Origin of the sequence: Mucilaginibacter sp. NFX135 (assembly GCF_048565145.1) — a bacterium.
Lineage (GTDB): Bacteria > Bacteroidota > Bacteroidia > Sphingobacteriales > Sphingobacteriaceae > Mucilaginibacter.
This window is the reverse complement of sequence record NZ_CP183412.1, coordinates 1464493-1483181: the sequence shown is the minus strand read 5'-3', so window position 1 is coordinate 1483181 and position 18689 is coordinate 1464493. Positions and strand designations below refer to the sequence as shown.

The following is an 18689-nucleotide window of genomic DNA, read 5'->3' as shown; positions in this document are numbered from 1 at the left end:
CGATAAATCATAGTAAAAGGGGGTACATATTTCAGCCGTTTAGTATAAGTTCCCCATAAGCACATGATGAATTCTTCATAATTTTTTGTATATTTATATACGCAACAGCCCGGGATTCTTTAACCAGAAAACCGGGCTGTTTTGTTAAAGGAAAAAGGGACCAAAAACCGATCATTGGTATTTACCATTTTAACTATCAATTTATTAATACTTTTTAAACTTTTCAAAACCAGTTAAAAATTTGTTAAAAAGTGTTAAAATGGCATTAAAGCCCGGTTAAAACGAACAATAACTAAGACTTTTTACCTTGTTTTCGACTAAAAAGTGTTAAAATTTGAAGTTTAAAAAGTTTTTCAATCCAACAAAGTAACTTCGGGCGTTTGCGATAATCAAATAAGTAAACGCTTCTCAAAAAAACCCGACTAATGGCTCAAACCTACATACTGGTAATTGAAGGCAAACCGCAAGGCCCTTTTAGCATCGACCAGCTAAAAAGCCTCAAAGTAAAACCTACCGACTTTATAAAAACTCCCGAAATGGATGATTATAAAGAAGCACAGGAAATTGCCGAACTACGCGCGCTTTTCGGCTTTGCCAAACCCTCACTGCTCATGCAGTATTATGGTAGTTTTGATCAGCGCCTGCTGGCTTCGGCGCTGGATTGGTTTATACTTTTCGGGGTGTTTGTGATCATCGCTTTTATCGTGGTACTGCTGTTTATACAGGATAAAGAAATGCGGATCATTGTATCCTTCAGCATTTTAGGCGTTATCCCCCTGGCTAAAGTGGTCTATCATATAGTAATGGAAAGTTCGGTTAAACAGGCCACCTACGGCAAACAAATGCTCAGGATCAAGGTAGTTGATATGAATGGTGGCCGTATCAGTACAGGCACGGCTATTAGTCGTAATTTGCTCAAACTGATTTCCGCATTGCCGTTTTGTTTAGGTTACATGATCGCCTTCTTCAATAAAAAACAGCAATGCCTGCATGATATGCTGGCTAATACCCTGGTGATCAAGGAAAGGCTGTTTTAAAAGTGACCCACAGAATAAGTTACCCATAGAAATTTAAATAGCTATTCGACTATATTCATTAAATTTGCATCTTATTAATTCATCCACTGCATGAATACTGATGCTGTTAAATTGCTCCAAGGCCGTTATTGTAATTCACTGACCGAGTATTCGCGTTTTATTACCCGCGAGGTGAACATTGGCGATGTGCCCATGGGCGGCAATAATCCTATCCGGATCCAAAGCATGACCACTACCGATACCATGGATACTATGGGCACCGTAGAACAATCCATCCGTATGGTTGATGCCGGCTGTGAGTACGTACGCATCACTGCACCCAGCATCAAAGAGGCCCAAAATCTGGCCGAGATCAAGAAACAACTTCGCCAGCGTGGTTATAACGTTCCGCTGGTGGCCGATATACATTTTACCCCCAATGCTGCCGAAGTAGCCGCACGCATAGTTGAAAAAGTAAGGGTAAACCCCGGTAATTACGCCGATAAAAAGAAATTTGACCAGATAGATTATACCGACCAGGAATACCAGGGCGAACTGGAACGCATCTATAAAAAATTCGCTCCTTTGGTTAACATCTGTAAAGAATATGGTACCGCCATGCGAATTGGCACCAATCACGGCTCCCTGAGCGACCGTATCATGAGCCGTTATGGCGATACCCCACAGGGCATGGTAGAATCAGCCATGGAATTTATACGGATGTGCGAAACCCTGAACTACTATAACCTGGTGATCTCCATGAAATCGAGCAATCCGCAGGTGATGGTACAGGCTTACCGCTTACTGGTAGATACCATGGTGACGGAAGGTATGAACTACCCCCTGCACCTGGGTGTAACCGAAGCCGGTGATGGTGAGGATGGTCGTATCAAATCGGCAGTAGGCATCGGTACTTTGTTAGAAGACGGCCTGGGTGATACCGTACGTGTTTCCCTTACCGAAGAACCAGAAGCGGAAGCTCCTGTGGCCATTGAACTGGTGAAACGCTACGCTTTAAGGGAAAAGGCAAAAGGCGAAAGGCGAAAGGCAGAAGACAATAATAATGCGGACGAAAAAAACCTTTCACCTTTAACCTTTCACCTTTCGCCTCAACAGCACTCCCCCTACGAGTACAAAAAACGCCATACTTATGAAGCCAACGCTTTTATTGGCGGGCATATGGTGCCAAGGGTAGTGGTTGATCTGTCGGCAAAAAACCTGAAAGATCCGGCTGTTTTGAAGGATGCGGGATACCTGTATTCGCCATTGTTGGATAAATACAACATGGCCGAACAATCTGTTGATTTTGTTTACCTGGCCGATGAATTGCCATCGTTTGTATTTCCAAGCAATGTAAAACAATTATATAGCTATAACACCTGGCAAAAACTGGCTGATAAAACCAATTGCCACCCGGTGTTTTCCTTAGCTGAATACATTGCACCGGGTACCGACCGTTCGTCCAAATTAAACCTGGTCAGGATAGTACCTGCCGATATTGAGTCGGACGAGTTTGGCTCCCTGCCTTTTGATAATTCGCTGGTGTTTGTACTGGAAACAACGGCGCTGCATGGCATGGCTGATCAGCGCAGTTTCTTCTTTAAACTGGAAGAGCTTGGTTTGGAGATACCCGTGATCATAAAAAGGAGCTATGAATTTGAAAATCAAAAGTCAAAAGTCAAAAATCAAAATGACTCTCCGACTAACGACTTAGAATTTAAGACTCAGAACTTACAACTATATGCCGCTACAGACCTGGGCGCCTTGCTGGTTGACGGCTTTGGCGATGGGATATGGATAGATGCGCCGGAATTACCGGCTAACGTTATTACATCAACTGCATTTGGTATTTTACAGGCAACCCGTTCCAGGATCTCCAAAACAGAGTACATATCGTGCCCGAGCTGTGGTCGCACCCTGTTTGATCTAATGGTGGCCACCCAGATGATCCGCAGCCGTACAAGCCACCTCAAAGGCCTTAAAATTGGCATTATGGGTTGTATTGTGAATGGCCCAGGTGAAATGGCCGATGCCGATTATGGCTATGTAGGCTCTGGTACCGATAAGGTAACTTTGTATCGCGGCAAAGAAGCCGTAAAGAAAAACATCAGCTCGGCAAACGCGCTTGATGAGCTCATCGGTATTATCAAGGAAGATGGTAACTGGGTAGAACAGGAAAATTAATTAGCGAATTACTGAGTTAGTGAATTATTGAATGGATAAGTATTTTGGGCAAAAGATCAGCATACTGGAAGAACTGCTACCTGAAAATAAATTTGTGCGCATTCACCGTTCGTTCATTGTTGGCCTGACTAAAATAGACTCTTTTTACTCTTACAGTATTGAAGTAGCGGGTCATGAATTACCTATAGGCCGTAATTACAAGCAGGATGTTCAAAAAAAGCTGAAAGCTGAGCGCTTACAAATCGACTAATATCTGCGGATCATAATTTTGCTTTATATTTGATGTTACCATCCCATATGAGTAATAAAGTAACTGTTTTTGATATCCCCTCAACGCTTAAACGCCACATTACATCGGCAAATATTGCCAAACCCGATTTTGGCATTGTAAATGAAAATTGGAGCCAGGAAGATTTTGCGGTATTGAGTAATGAAAACGGGGTACGGTATGGCTTACCTGTTAAAACAGATTACTATTCGGTTATTTTATGTCTCAGCGGCAGCTATAAAAAAACAGTTGGTCATTTTGTTTTTGAAGTTTACCCTAACTCCATTCACCTGGTATCACCGGCATATATTACTTCTTTTGAGGATGCTTCGGACGATCTATTATTATACCAGGTGTTGTTTAAAAAGGACTTTTTAACCCATAACTTTCTGAAAGAAAACATCCTGGACAACCTGCTGGAGGTAAACCCCGACTACCCCCCTATTTATGGCCTGCCCAAAGAAGGAGTAGCATCCTTAAAGGCTTTGTATGAAAAGATCAGTGACGAATGCAGGGAGCAAGGGGCTTTCCATTTACAGATCCTGCGGTTGCTTTTAACCGATCTGCTCTATGAAATGAACCGTGCCTGCGAAAGTTGTTTATTGAATTCAACCCGTCATTTGAGTAAACAGTATCAACTGGTATATAAATTCAAAAAGCTGGTGGAGGAAAGATTCCTGGATATGAAAACTGTACAGGAATATGCCGACGAACTCTTTATATCGGCCAAGTATTTAACCGAAATAGTAAAGAACGAAACGGGTCAAAATGCGCTGCACGTAATCCATAACCGGCAGTTCCTGGAGGCGCAATACCTGCTATCATCATCGGGCCTTAGCATAAAAGAAATTGCCGAGCGGCTTAACTTTGATAACAGCTCACATTTCAGTCGTTTTTTTAAACGCTTTGCGGGGTATAATCCTTCGGAGTTTAAGCAGGTTCAATAAAACCTTTCGATTTTTTCGATCCAAAACACCTTTCATGACCCTTGCCTGACGGTAAAACATCTCTATCGGAAAAATTGGTTCTTAAAACCGATTTATTGAGATTGATACGCCTCACTATCCACAGTACCTTTGTTATGTCAATAAGAAATAAAGGCCATGAAAAAACAAAACTTAAACTTACTAAAAGGCAGGCTGCTACAGCTCTACTGGGAAACTTATCAAATTTTAACCGTCATTTACAGATAATCTTTTATCGCTGTAAATTCCATCATATATCAAAACGTATTGATTAAGGAAACATTAATTCTTAATCAATACAAGAAATCAACAGCCGTTTAAGGCTTCTCTATATATTGACACATAAAAACAGGCAGACTCTTTTTAAAGTCTGCCTGTTTTATTTTACCATTCGTTAACAGCCGGATCAGTTCGCCGGGATAAATTCAGCAAACATATTTGCGGTTTCGCTTAGGCTATTCAGGTTTACATAATCGCAAACTTCGGCATCTGCTTTTCCCGGTTTTGGTTTATAAGCTACAATAACTATTCGCTCCATAATTGTCATATTTTACAGCAATTTACAATTTTTAAAACCCACATCATATTCTGTGGTTAGCTTTATAAATATCAAAACATAAATTAACCTAACCATGGCGAAAAACGTTGCAGATCAACTGGTAGAAATGCTGGCAAGCGCTGGTGTAAAAAGAATATATGCCGTTACCGGCGATAGCCTTAACGAAGTAAATGACGCTGTAAGGCGGGCAGGTGATATACAATGGGTACATGTACGTCATGAGGAAGTTGGCGCCTATGCTGCAGGAGCAGAAGCGCAGCTGAACGGCCTTGCATGTTGTGCGGGCAGCAGCGGCCCGGGACATGTTCATCTCATTAATGGTTTGTATGATGCACACCGTTCTGGCGCACCGGTTATAGCCATTGCTTCAACCATAGCTACTTTTGAATTTGGCACCGATTACTTCCAGGAAACCAATACCATAAAACTGTTTGATGATTGCAGCTATTATAACCAGGTAGCCGCTACTCCAAGGCAGTTGCCACGCATGCTGCAGGCGGGCATACAAAGTGCATTACACCAGAAAGGAGTGGCAGTAATTGGGTTGCCAGGCGATATTACCAGTATGGATGCTGTGGAGATCAATACATCAACCCAAAACTTTAACACTGTTCCTGTAATCAGGCCTTCAGATACGGATTTGCAAAAATTATCCGCTTTGATCAATCATCACCAAAAGATCACTATTTTTTGCGGCATAGGTGCAGGCGAAGCGCATAAGGAAGTAGTAGCCCTGTCTCAAAAACTTCATGCTACGGTAGCTTACTCTTTCCGGGCTAAAATGGATATTCAGTATGATAATCCTAACGAAGTGGGCATGACGGGGCTTTTAGGCCTGCCATCGGCCTATCATAGCATGCATGAAAGTGATCTGCTGATATTATTAGGTACCGATTTTCCGTACACTCCATTTATGCCTACGGATTGCAAAATTGTACAGATAGATATCAAACCTGAACGTATTGGTCGCCGCGCTAAAGTGGATGTGGGGTTATGCGGCGACGTTAAAGATACGTTAACAGCGCTACTCCCGCTGATCGGTCAAAAACAGGATGATAGCTTTTTAAAGGCACAGCTTAAAGTATACGCCGATGTAAAAGAAAAGATGCAAACCTATGTAAACGACAGTGGCGAGCAGGATAAGATACATCCTGAATTTGTAGCCAGTGTGCTGGATAAAACAGCTGATGATGATGCTATATTTACCGTGGATACCGGTATGTCATGCGTATGGGGTTCCCGTTATATCAATGCTACTGGCAAGCGCAAAATGATAGGTTCTTTTAATCATGGTTCAATGGCTAATGCCATGCCGCAGGCCATTGGCGCTGCTCTGGCTCGTCCCGGTCAGCAGGTAATCGCACTTTGTGGCGATGGTGGGTTGTCAATGTTGTTAGGTGATCTGGCTACCATTGTCCAATATAAATTACCTGTTAAGATCATCGTTTTTAACAACCGTTCCCTGGGTATGGTGAAGTTGGAAATGGAAGTTGCCGGCCTACCCGATTGGCAAACGGATATGTACAATCCAGATTTCGCTTTAGTAGCGCAGGCTATGGGCATTAAGGGTATTACTGTCAAATACCCGCAAGATGTTCAGGAGGCAATTACTGAAGCACTGGCTTTTGACGGCCCGGCCTTAGTAAATGTATTTACCGACCCGAACGCGCTGGCAATGCCGCCTAAAATTGAGTTTGAACAAGTGAAAGGCATGGCGGTTTCGATGACCAAACTGATGCTTAACGGCCATATGGATGAAGTTCTGGATACTGTAAAATCAAACTATAAACATTTGAAGGATTTGTTATAAGTCTAAAACAAATCCATAAACCATGTCATTGCGAGGAACGACGAAGCAATCGCGTAGCTATTCTCATCAGTGAGAACGCGAGGAGATTGCTTCGTGCCTCGCAATGACATAACGGGGATAAAAGCAAAGGGCCCGGCTAACCGGACCCTTTGCTTTTATTTCTTCCAAACGTTATTGTCAGGATTATAATCGGGCAGTACTTTATCAGGATCATAAGTAACTGACTCAATTTCTTCGGTTGATGGATATTTGAATGTCCATGAAGCAAAACGCTCCCAAATTTCAACCGGCAGTTTAATACGATCTGTTTTACCGCTTTTGGTTTTTACCTCCAGGATAACCGGCATAGCCATTTTACCCAAGTTATCTATGGTGATCATAGCTCCTTTTGAGGCATCACCATCAACATATTTCACATCGCTAACCGCTACATCCAGGCGCCAGTCGTTCAGGAACCAGCCTCTCCAAAACCATTGCAAGCTCTCGCCTGATGCATTTTCGATAGTGCGGAAAAAATCATCAGGTGTTGGGTGCTTAAATGCCCACCTGTTAATGTAGGTTTTAAAAGCAAAATCAAAACGTTCGGGGCCTAATATCTGCTCACGTAATAAAACCAAACCGGCACTCGGTTTCGCATACAGTAATGTACCTGTATTTCTTTCTTTCAGGTTGGCCGGCTGGCTCATTATGGCTTCCAGTTCTGGTTTAGTGAAAAATTCGCCGGTGCGGTGCATATCTATCTGGTGGGTATTTTTATACTCACCGTTGTTAAAATTGGCGGTTGAAAGCGTATTGATAAAAGTGTTAAAACCTTCATCCATCCAGCCATACATACGCTCGTTTGAACCTACTATCATCGGGAACCAGGTGTGGCCAAACTCATGATCATTTACACCCCAAAGCGCGTTTTTCTTTGCCCTGTATCCGCAGAAAACAATACCCGGATACTCCATACCCCCTACAATACCGGCAACAGCTGTTGCAGCAGGGTAAGGATATTCAAACCATTTGGCAGAGTTATATTCAATTGATTTTTTTACATATTCTGTTGAGCGGCTCCAGGCATCATTGCCGTCACTTTCAACCGGATAGGCCGAAATAGCTATTGATTTTTTACCGCTTGGCAAATCCATTTTGGAGGCATCAATAATAAACGCGGCCGATGAAGCCCATGAAGCATCACGTGCATTCTTTATTTTGAAATGCCAGGTTAGTTCTGTTTTACCTGCCGGGCGCGATTTAGGGTCTTTAACCTCATCGGCAGTACGGATCATTACTGTTTTTTCGCTTTGAGCAGCTTCGGCCCAGCGTTTTTGTTGTTCAGGTGTATAAACCTCCTGCGGATTTTGCAGTTCGCCGGATGCTACCACGATGTGATTTGCAGGAGCAGTGATGCTCAGGTCAAAATCACCATATTCCAGGTAAAATTCACCCGGACCTGTGTATGGCAGGGTATTCCATCCCATTACATCGTCATATACGCACATACGCGGATACCATTGGGCAATAGTATAAATCCTACCATTTTTGGTATCCTGGTAACCCATACGATCCGATCCATAGTTTGGCGGAATAAATGAGTACTCAATTTTAAGTTTAACTTGCCCGCCATTGGCTGTTACCTCCTTAGGCAAAAAAACCTGCATGCGGGTATCACTGATCAAAAATTTCGCTTCGGCAAATTCACCCTTACCCAAAGCGTATTTTACAGATTTTATTTTGTAGCCCGCATCAAACACCTCACCACGCCCCCAGTTACGGCTGCCGGCAGGCGGCACGATAGCTGTTCCGCGTGAATCTAATTTAAACAGGTTTTGGTCGAGCTGCATCCATAAAAAGTCCAGGTTCTGCGGACTATTATTGGTATAAGTTAAAACCTCAGAACCGGTAATCTCATTGGTTTGATCATTCAATTTTGCAGCCAATTGATAATCGGCCCGGTTTTGCCAGTATTTAGGTCCTGGTTCGCCGCTTGCGGCACGGTATTCTGTACCATTTTTGGTATAAAAGCCAGGCCCAAAAGTTTCATGATAATTGTAATCAGAAGCAGGCGCATTAGTTGAAGCGGTCTGCTGAGCATCACTTACACTAACCGCCAGCATAAAGGCCATGCTGAAACCGGCCATCAGTTTTAAATTCATTTCAATATTTTTTGTATGTATACAGCAAGTATACTACAAAAAAACGTTTTTGAACGTCCGGGTAAAACGATTGTTACCAGAATATTAATTATTGATTTAATGAATTATTGAATTACTGATTAAACAAACACAAAGCCTATAAATCAGGTAGATATACAAGATTTACAGACATTAATTAAAGAATATGAAGATATCCCGCCCTTACTTGTTTAAAAAGTGCGATTGGTAAACTTTTTCATCAAAACCAAAAAACAAAAAGTCGCCATCTTCAATAACCGGCCTTTTAATCATGCTGGTTTTTTGCTGCAATAGTGTAAGCGCATCAGTGTTGGTTTTTACACTTTCTTTTACCTCAGGATCAAGTTGTTTCCAGGTAAGGCCTTGCTTATTCAGGAACTTTTCGTACCCGGCTTTGCTATCCCACTCCTGTAATTTCTCGCTGCTTACACCTAATTTCTTAAAATCCTGGAAATTATAATCAATCTTATTTTCCTTTAACCAGTCAAGCGCTTTCTTAACTGTATTGCAGTTAGTTATTCCGTAAACTTTCATCGGGCTAATTTATCCTTTTTGCGCCGAAAATATGTCAGGTGTTTTTAATCTAATACGCAATCTTACTGACTGGCACCGCTACTTTTACCACCACCTTTGGTATCATCATTATTGATGCTGCGCTGATTCTTTTTAATATCGCTATTGAGCTTACCAAATTTATAATTAAGCCTGATAGCAAAATGACGGTATGGATTTTCCCGGCTGATGGTTTGAGAAAAATCTGGTGTATTGGTGGTATTGGTAAACGCCCTGTATTTGCTGTAAGGATTATTCGCTACAAGTGTTACCGTAAATTTTTTCTTGAAAAGATCCTTGGCAACAGTGTATGAATTATAAATAAAATTACTTGATTTACCTTGCAGGGTTACGTCACCACTAAAGAAACCGGCATTATAGCCAAATCTGTAAGTATCACCTAGTTTATAGGTAAAGCTGGCAAATGCATTACCGATGTAGCCATCATTTTTGAAAAAATCGCTATTATAAATACCTTTTAGCCAAATATGTGAAATTTGCCCGTTTAAACTAACAGTCAAGGGTTTGATGATGGAAAAATTGGTATTGATATTGAAGCCCAGTGTGCGGTTACTACCCAGGTTTTGATAGGTGGTATAGGTTACCGTATCACGTAAACTGCTTATTGTTTGGATAGAGTTATTAGAGAACGCGTAGCTTAAACCCACTGTAACAGATGCCTTTTTAAAGTTGCTATAGGTAAGTTCAAAGGTGTTGTTAAGCTCCGGGCGCAAATCCGGATTACCGGTGCTGATAAATTTAGGATTTGAATTATCAACAAAAGGGTTAAGTTGGTATATACCCGGGCGTTGTATACGCTGTGTAAAACCGAAATTAATACTGCTGCTATTCAAACTGCGCTGTAGGGATATAGATGGTATTAGGTTGTTATATCCCCTATCAAGTGGTGTACCCGTAAAATCGGCACTTACTTTTGTGTGTTCAATGCGTAAACCGGCTTTTGCCGTCCACTTACTTAGTTTTAACTGATAGGAGTTATAAAAACTGGTCACATCCTGGTGATAGTCAAACGTACTTGTTTGCCCGGTGTTAACCACATACTCATTTGTAGCAGGATCAAGATCTTCGCGACCAAAATCACTAAAGTTATTACGCAGGATGGCTTTAGCCCCTGCTTCGATATTTAGTTTTTTAAGCGGATATACATAATCAAGCTGAATGGTATGCTCCCGGTTACCCGCGTTATTACGCTGCCTGAAATCGGGATTGTTCACATCATCATAATTAAACCTGTCGGTAAATGCGTTTGAACTTGTTTGATCGCTTGGGGAGTAGCTGTATTTGTACGACAAGGTTAACAGCTCATCTTTGTGGTTTTTAAAATTCCGCTGATAATTGATAGCGATATCGGCTCCCTTATCTTTACTGTTACTGGTAGTGGCATTTCGGTAAGCCTCATCAAGTGTCCCTACATTGTTTACCCGGTTTGATTGCAAGGAGCCATTTTGATCAAAATGCCCCTGGAAGATCTCAAATGAACCAGTGAGCAGGTCAAGGCTATCAATTTCATAACTTAATTCGGCATTGGCGTATTTGTATTTACCGCTAAAGGTATTGGTACCGTCCTGATTTAATATGCTTGATACTGATTTATTTAAAAATTGCGTCTGTGTGTTGTGCGTTGCGGCGGTTACTTCTTTCTGTGTACCAAAACCAGCATAACCGGAAAGACCAAATTTACCTTGTTTTACGGTAGCGTTCAGGTTATACCCCGGTCCCCAGACAGAATTATAGCGCATATTGACACTGCCGTTATAACCTTGATCGGCGTTTTTCTTGGTGATAATGTTGATGATACCAGTTAAACCTTCCGCATCATACTTGGCGGGTGGCGTAGTGATCACTTCTATCTTTTCGATATTGGTGGCGGGCATTGATTTCAATACATCAGATGGACTTTTGGCCATCAATGCCGATTCTTTTCCGTTGATCAGGATCTTATAATTACCGCTCCCTTTGAGCCTGATCTTATCATCCCCATCAACTGATAAAAGCGGTACTTTGCGCATCATATCCAATGCAGATACAGCCTTGCTTTCAGGATCAGCGGTTACGTCGTAAGTAAGGCGGTCAACTTCCTGCTTCAGGGTTGGTCGTACGGCTGTTACGGTAACTTCCTTTAATTCTTTACTGGAGGGAGCCAATAAAATTTTACCTGCATTAAATTCATTTCCGGTTAGTTTTACGGGCAAAATCTTGGTAGCATATCCAATAAAAGCAACAACCAGCTGGTAAGTTTTACCATCCGGGGCCTTTAATTCAAAACTTCCATCGTCTTTGGCAAGCGTACTTTTTACGGGTGTATGGGTAGTGGCATCCTGAAGTGCTACAGTAACATAACCTAAGGGTTTATTTAGTGTCGAGTCAATTACAGAACCCTTAACAGTTATGTTTGTTGGCGAATTTTGAGTCTGGGCAAAACAAATCGCCGAAAGATAACAGAAGAGCAGGGTCAGTAAAAATTGTTTCATAAGGATTTAGTGATAAGACGCCGTAAGTTATACAACTGTTGCATACAGCAAAAATTATTTAACAAATTTTAACTAAGCGATTAGTTTACGATTGAAACGGAGGGATGCATTATTTATTATACCGGGTCATAGTTAATTCGGTACCGATTGTAGCAAAGCTTTTGATCATTTCTATTGAGCGATCAATAAGCGCAGGAAGTTCCGGCTTTTCATCATCGTCAAAACCACTTAAAACATAATCAACCTGGCGGCCTTTGGGGTAATTATCGCCTACACCAAACCGGAGGCGGGCGTAGTTATTGTTGCCAAGCGTTGCTTCAATATGTTTTAAGCCATTATGACCAGCAGCGCTACCTTTGGGTTTTAACCTGAGGGTGCCCAAGGGAAGTGCAATATCGTCTACAAGCACCAATACATTTTCGATAGGTATTTTCAATTCCTTCATCCAGTGATTCATCGCCTTGCCACTGAGGTTCATATAAGTTGTTGGCTTAATGAGATGCAATGTACGCCCCTTGAATGATACTTCGCTGTAATATGCCAGGCGCATGTGATAAAACTTTGCACCCTCTTGTTTGGCTAATTCATCCAGTATCATAAACCCTATATTATGCCGGGTATCGGCATATTCGGGCCCTATATTTCCTAAACCGACTATAAGATATTTCATTTTGCGGAGCAAAGATAGGATTATGGACAAAAGATAAAGGACTTTGGGACAAAGGATTTTTTAGCAAAGGACGGGACCTTGGTAAAGAACGTTGATATAGAAAACTATTGCGAAATTGTATATTCAAAGGATGCTATCTGCTTTTGTAAGGCTTGAACTCTGGTAAGCAAGCTCTGGTAATCAACATTTATAGCTAATTCACATTGTTCAGCAATGATTAATTGAGTTTCCAGTTCAAATGCTGAGCCGAGGCTCATTGATAAGAAATGACTAAAATCCTTCTGTGACTTTCTTGAAGAGCCTTCAGCAATATTTGAAGGAATTGAAAGAGCGGCACGATAAAGCTGATTTGATATTCCAAACCGGTGTTCCGCAGAGAACTTTTGTGTAAGTAAATAAACATCTTTTGAAAATTCCACAGAATCAATCCAGATCCGAAGCTGTCTGAAATTATGTTTTAGCATATCTTAATTATTTCACTCTAAGATATTCTTTATCTTTTATCCTCTAATGTTTAAAAAAAGTCCTTTGTCTTTTCGTCCTTCATCTTTTGTCAAAAAAAAAGCGCCGGACACAAGTCCGGCGCTTTTTTTCAAATCAGATAAAGCTTACTTTTTACCTGAAGCAGCTTCCTGCTCTGCCTGACGTAATGCACGTGAAGTAGTTACAGATACAATAGTATCTTCCTGAGCATTGGTGATTGTAAGGTTTGGCAATTTAATTTCACCAACTTTTACTGATTTACCAACTTCCAGAGCTTCTATGCTTACTTCAATAGCATCTAAATGATCTTTAGGTAATGCTTTGATGCGCAGTTTCCTTAATTTCTGAACTAATTTACCACCCACTTTAACACCTGGAGAAGTTCCGGTTAATTTAACAGGGATCTCGATAGTGATTGGCTTTTTCTCGTCAAGCAACAAAAAGTCAACGTGGATAATTTGTTCAGTTAAAGGGTGAAACTGAATATCTTTAATAATAGCTTGTGATTTAACACCAGCAATTTCAAGATCGATGAAATGAACAACCGGAGTATAAACAACGGCTCTCAAATCAGCTGCGGACACTGCAAAGTGGGATTGTGTTGGCCCACCGTAAAGTACTGCAGGCACTAAGCCTTGATAACGCAGTTCTTTAGCGTCTCTTTTCCCTACGTTCTCTCTTGGAGAACCGCTAATAGCAATTGATTTCATTATTTGTATTTATTTATTTGTTAAGTTCATGGTTCATAGATCATTGTTCATGGTATCTAATCCGCACAAATATTTTTATTCTATCAAAATCCATGTTTCCGGCTACGACGAGCCATCAACCATGAACTATAAGCATTCTATTTAATCTACCTTGAACAACTGGCTGATAGAGCCATGCTCGTTCACATTGCTGATAGCTTTTGCAAACAGTTCGGCAGTAGATAATACCTTTATTTTAGGGCTTGTATGTTTTAACGGTATAGTATCCGTAACTATCAGTTCGGTTAAAGCCGAATTTTCGATAGTTTCATAAGCCTTGCCCGATAATACTGGGTGTGTACAAACCGCGCGTACGCTGCGTGCCCCACGCTCCATAATTAATCCTGCCGCTTTAGCCAATGTACCGGCTGTATCGCATATATCATCAATCAGCACAATATCCTGATCGGTCACATCACCAATAAGCGTCATGGACTCGATCTCATTAGCACGTTTACGACGTTTATCGCAAATTACCACTTCTGCATTAAAGAACTTGGCAAAACTACGTGCCCGGTATGAGCCGCCCATATCCGGCGATGCAATGGTTAAGTTTTCTAAACCCAGGCTTTTGATATAAGGCACAAAAATGATAGAAGCATCCAGGTGGTCAACCGGTATATCAAAAAAGCCCTGTATCTGCGCAGCGTGCAGATCCATGGTCATGATACGGTTAATGCCTGCAGCAACTAACAAATTAGCTACCAGCTTAGCGCTGATGGCTACACGTGGCTTATCTTTCCTGTCCTGACGGGCCAATCCAAAATACGGAATAACGGCGCTTACATAATGTGATGAAGCACGGCGTGCGGCATCAATCATCATGAGCAATTCCATCAGGTTATCCGTAGGCTGGTTGGTACTCTGGATCAGAAATACATCGCATCCCCTTACAGATTCGTTAAAATGTGGTTGAAACTCCCCGTCACTAAAGCGTGAAAGCACCACGTCACCCAATTCGCGGCCATAAGCATCAGCAATTTTTTGCGCAAGCTCTTTAGAACCTGATCCTGCAAATAACTTAACCGGATTAAATTGTAATGGCATCTTCTTATTTTGGATTTGGGATTTTAGATTTCGGATTTTTCTTAATCCTTAATCTAAATCACTTTACACATACAGCCCGTATAAAAAACAATTCGGATTTCAATTTTCTATCAGACCTAAATCCGAAATTGAAAATCAGAAATCCGAAATCTTTCTTGTTGCCCGACCAGGATTCGAACCTAGACAAACGGTACCAAAAACCGTCGTACTACCATTATACTATCAGGCAATCTCCTTTGGTTTGTTTTACTCCCCGAAAAGGAATGCAAATATAAGACGATTTTTTAACTCTCAAAAAGAATTTGAAAAAAGTATTTTTGATTGCGTTTTAAGGCGAAAAACGAGCCTAAAAAGTGTTAATCCGGCATTTTTGGTTTTAACATCATAATACTTTTACTAATTTCGGGCTGCATTCAACCTTTTTTCGCATTGTAAAATTCAGACATGGACTACAAAAAAATCAATAATATATTTGGCTGGGTAGCCTTTATCATTGCTTCGCTAACTTATATTTTAACCTTAGAGCCCTCTTCCAGCTTTTGGGATTGCGGCGAGTTTGTTGCCTGTATTTACCGTTTACAAGTGGCTCACCAGCCTGGTGCCCCGCTTTTTACCATGATAGGAAAGGTATTTACCTTACTTTCTATGGGCGATAATACCAAAGTGGCTTATTGGGCCAATATAGCATCTGCCTTATCCAGCGGCGCCACTATCATGTTCCTGTTTTGGACGGTTACCGCCCTGGCAAAAAAACTGCTGGTTAAAAAAGCCGAAGACATCAGCACCGCAAATCTGATACTCATTATAGGTGCGGGCCTGGTTGGCGCCCTGGCATATGCCTGGTCTGATACTTTCTGGTTTTCAGCCGTAGAGTCTGAAGTTTACGCCCAATCATCCTTATGTACAGCCGTTGTATTTTGGGCTATATTAAAATGGGATGCCTATGCTGATGAGCGCCATGCCGATAAATGGATCGTGTTTATTGCTTATGTGATGGGTCTATCCATAGGCATTCACTTATTAAACCTGCTGGTAATACCGGCTATTGCACTGGTGATCTACTTCCGCAGGGCAAAAAACATTACCTCCAAAGGTACTTTCTGGGCGTTTTTTGCCGGCATTGTGGCTGTGGCCTTTGTACTTTGGGGTGTTATTCAATATACGGTAAAAGGCGCGGCCTTTTCCGATCTGCTTTTTGTGAATACTTTAGGCATGGGCTTTGGCAGCGGTGCAGTCATGTTTTTTGTTTTACTCATCGCCACCATCGTAGCAGGCATATACTATACCATTAAGCCGCAAAAACCGGCCATTATTGTAGCGGTAGTATGTTTTATACTGGTATTGGGCATCAGTGCCGGAATTATAGGCGTGGTTGTTGGCTTAGCAGTATTAGCACTGCTGGAGTACGTAGTTAAGATCCGCGAAAAACGTTTCGCTTTAAATACCTTTTTAATTTGCCTGTTATTTATACTGTTTGGTTACAGCTCATTCGTGATGATTGTGGTAAGAGCCAAAGCAAATCCTAACCTGAATAACAGCGACCCTGAAAACGCTTTCGCACTTAACGGCTACTTGAACCGCGACCAGTATGGTGATACGCCATTACTTTACGGACAATTTTTTGATTCAACGCCAATCGAACAAACCGAAGGGGCCACACTTTATCGTCGTGGTGAAACAAAATATGAAGTGGCCGGTAAAAAACTGACCACTGTTTATGACCGTAATACGCCTTTCCCGCGTATGTTTAGCGATAAGGCTGGTCATCCGGATTTTTACCGTGCATGGAGCAAATTAGGCCAAACAGAGCATCCTACTTTTGCTACCAACCTGGGCTTTTTTGGCACCTGGCAGGTAAACCAAATGTATACCCGTTATTTTCTGTGGAACTTTGCCGGTCGTGCCAACGATCTTGATGGGCAAACCGGAGCCATTGATGGTAAAGGCGGTATCGATGGTTCCTGGTTAAGCGGGTGGGATTTCAGCAAGCCGCTACCCTATGCAGTTACAGAAAGTAAAAGCTATAACCGTTTATTCTTTTTACCGCTTATTATCGGCCTGATCGGCTTGTTCTTCCACTTTTGGCGCGATCAGCGCAATGCGGGTGTGGTATTGGTACTTTTCTTCTTTACGGGTTTGGCCATTGTATTATACTTAAACCAGGATCCTTTGCAGCCACGTGAGCGAGATTATGCTTATGCGGGATCCTTTTATGCCTTTGCTATCTGGATAGGTTTAGGTGTACTGGCTATTGCCGATTTTCTGTCCAAAAAGATCAATGCCAAAACAAGCGCCATTATAGCCACACTAATCTGCTTACTGGCAGCTCCTGTATTAATGGCCAACCAGGAATGGGACGATCATGACCGCTCTACCAAGCTTACGCCACATGATATGGCTTATAACTACCTCAACTCTTGTGCTCCTAACGCCATTTTATTTACCTATGGCGATAACGATACTTACCCGCTTTGGTATATACAGGAGGTTGAAAATGTGCGTCCGGATGTGCGTATAGTGAACTTGAGCTTGCTGGGTACCGATTGGTACATACGCGGCATGAAAAATAAGATGAACGAGTCGGAGCCATTGCCTATCAGTATGCCGAACGACAAGTTTAAACCCGGCGTGCGCGATGTGATTTATTTTAATGATCAGAAAGTTGCCGGTTCTACCGAATTGAAAGAGGTTTTTGACTTTATCACTTCAGACGATAAATCAACCATGGTAGAATATAATAATGGTGACATGGCCAATTACCTGCCTACCAAAAACTTTAAATTGACCATTGACCCTAACCAGGTGGTACAAACCGGTACCGTTCCGGCTGCCGAAAAGGATAAGATAGTATCCGAAATGGACTGGACCTTCAGCGGCCGGTATGTGACCAAAGATGTTTTGGCGATGATGGACATCCTATCCCACAATAACTGGAAACGACCGATCTATTTTTCGGTGACCGTACCCAATGATAACATGATAGGCCTCGACAAATATTTGTACAATGAGGGATTCGCTTATCGTTTAATGCCATTGAAACCTGACACGGCTTCTAACGCACTCGAAAATAGCAATACCCCGGTGATGTACCATAACATGATGACTAAATTTAAGTGGGGTAATATGAAAACAGCACGTTACCTTGATCATGAATCCATGACTATGTTTTACCCGCTGATTACCAGACTTTATTCTAATTTGTCTGATAACCTGATGAAAGAAGGACATCCCGACCTGGCTAAAAACACCCTGAAAAAATATGACGAAGTGATGCCAGGCATTATTAACTCAACCGAGGTTGCTGTACGTAAGTTTTATATGATCGAAAGCTCCTACCGTTTGGGTGACATCCCATTGGCCAACAAACTGGCTAACCAGGTAGACGATTATGTAAATAACCTGCTCAATTATAACTATGCATTGTTACAGCGCAACGAGATCAGTTTGGATAATAATCGCGATGTACAATACTCCATACAAATTTTGAGCGGACTGGTAGGCTTTACCAAAGATTTTAAACAGACGGAACTAAACACCAAATTCAGTGCACAATTAAAAGGCTTTGAAACGAAATTTGGTATCACACCCAAACAGTAAAGTACCTTAATAAATAAAAGCAGGGCTGTCACCCTGAATTTGTCGAAGGGCGTGCGTAGCGGCTTGCCCACCATACTTTGACAAACTCAGTATGACAGCCCTTTATCGTAAAACAAAAAAAGCGACATAAGTCGCTTT

Annotated in this window: 14 protein-coding genes and 1 tRNA gene; 6 read left to right on the top strand and 9 right to left on the bottom strand. The window is 41.7% G+C overall.

Annotated features, from left to right (window positions below):
• Positions 1 to 425 precede the first annotated feature (425 nt).
• The 4 genes from ACNURT_RS06495 to ACNURT_RS06480 all read left to right on the top strand — a co-directional run bounded on the left by ACNURT_RS06495 (position 426) and on the right by ACNURT_RS06480 (position 4415).
• Complete coding sequence (locus tag ACNURT_RS06495; RefSeq protein ID WP_419701048.1) at positions 426 to 1037, top strand: RDD family protein; 612 nt, start codon at positions 426 to 428, stop codon at positions 1035 to 1037.
• 90 nt (positions 1038 to 1127) lie between these two features.
• Positions 1128 to 3200, top strand: coding sequence for a (E)-4-hydroxy-3-methylbut-2-enyl-diphosphate synthase (gene ispG / locus ACNURT_RS06490; RefSeq protein WP_419701047.1), 2073 nt, complete (start codon positions 1128 to 1130; stop codon positions 3198 to 3200).
• 31 nt (positions 3201 to 3231) lie between these two features.
• Complete coding sequence (locus ACNURT_RS06485; protein ID WP_419701046.1) at positions 3232 to 3450, top strand: LytTR family transcriptional regulator DNA-binding domain-containing protein; 219 nt, start codon at positions 3232 to 3234, stop codon at positions 3448 to 3450.
• Positions 3451 to 3497: 47 nt separating this feature from the next.
• Positions 3498 to 4415: a helix-turn-helix domain-containing protein gene (locus ACNURT_RS06480; protein ID WP_419701045.1), complete on the top strand. Its 918-nt coding sequence runs from the start codon at positions 3498 to 3500 to the stop codon at positions 4413 to 4415.
• Between the two features lie 424 nt (positions 4416 to 4839).
• Here the strand turns inward: ACNURT_RS06480 and ACNURT_RS06475 are convergent, their stop codons facing one another.
• Entirely contained in the window at positions 4840 to 4971 is a 132-nt protein-coding gene (locus ACNURT_RS06475) for a hypothetical protein (RefSeq protein ID WP_419701044.1), read from the bottom strand.
• 94 nt (positions 4972 to 5065) lie between these two features.
• On the opposite strand from ACNURT_RS06475, the gene ACNURT_RS06470 reads away from it, so the two are divergent.
• On the top strand, positions 5066 to 6802 hold the full coding sequence (locus tag ACNURT_RS06470) for a thiamine pyrophosphate-dependent enzyme (RefSeq protein ID WP_419701043.1): 1737 nt from the start codon (positions 5066 to 5068) through the stop codon (positions 6800 to 6802).
• 155 nt (positions 6803 to 6957) lie between these two features.
• Here the strand turns inward: ACNURT_RS06470 and ACNURT_RS06465 are convergent, their stop codons facing one another.
• From ACNURT_RS06465 to ACNURT_RS06430, 8 genes are all read right to left on the bottom strand, one after another.
• Entirely contained in the window at positions 6958 to 8943 is a 1986-nt protein-coding gene (locus ACNURT_RS06465) for a M1 family metallopeptidase (protein ID WP_419701042.1), read from the bottom strand.
• 201 nt (positions 8944 to 9144) lie between these two features.
• Positions 9145 to 9495 carry a Spx/MgsR family RNA polymerase-binding regulatory protein gene (locus ACNURT_RS06460; RefSeq protein WP_419701041.1) on the bottom strand — a complete coding sequence of 117 codons (351 nt, stop codon included), beginning with the start codon at positions 9493 to 9495 and terminating at the stop codon, positions 9145 to 9147.
• Positions 9496 to 9557: 62 nt separating this feature from the next.
• Positions 9558 to 12005, bottom strand: coding sequence for an outer membrane beta-barrel protein (locus ACNURT_RS06455; RefSeq protein WP_419701040.1), 2448 nt, complete (start codon positions 12003 to 12005; stop codon positions 9558 to 9560).
• Between the two features lie 109 nt (positions 12006 to 12114).
• On the bottom strand, positions 12115 to 12675 hold the full coding sequence (gene pth / locus ACNURT_RS06450; protein WP_419701039.1) for an aminoacyl-tRNA hydrolase: 561 nt from the start codon (positions 12673 to 12675) through the stop codon (positions 12115 to 12117).
• Between the two features lie 104 nt (positions 12676 to 12779).
• Positions 12780 to 13139, bottom strand: coding sequence for a four helix bundle protein (locus tag ACNURT_RS06445; protein ID WP_419701038.1), 360 nt, complete (start codon positions 13137 to 13139; stop codon positions 12780 to 12782).
• A gap of 144 nt (positions 13140 to 13283) precedes the next feature.
• Positions 13284 to 13868: a 50S ribosomal protein L25/general stress protein Ctc gene (locus ACNURT_RS06440; protein ID WP_166090502.1), complete on the bottom strand. Its 585-nt coding sequence runs from the start codon at positions 13866 to 13868 to the stop codon at positions 13284 to 13286.
• A 141-nt stretch (positions 13869 to 14009) separates the two neighbouring features.
• Positions 14010 to 14954 (bottom strand): ribose-phosphate pyrophosphokinase, encoded by a 945-nt coding sequence (locus ACNURT_RS06435; RefSeq protein WP_419701037.1) that lies wholly within the window; start codon positions 14952 to 14954, stop codon positions 14010 to 14012.
• A gap of 158 nt (positions 14955 to 15112) precedes the next feature.
• Positions 15113 to 15183 (bottom strand) — tRNA-Gln (locus ACNURT_RS06430).
• Positions 15184 to 15398: 215 nt separating this feature from the next.
• On the opposite strand from ACNURT_RS06430, the gene ACNURT_RS06425 reads away from it, so the two are divergent.
• Positions 15399 to 18551 (top strand): protein O-mannosyl-transferase family, encoded by a 3153-nt coding sequence (locus ACNURT_RS06425; protein WP_419701036.1) that lies wholly within the window; start codon positions 15399 to 15401, stop codon positions 18549 to 18551.
• The last annotated feature ends 138 nt before the right edge of the window (positions 18552 to 18689 follow it).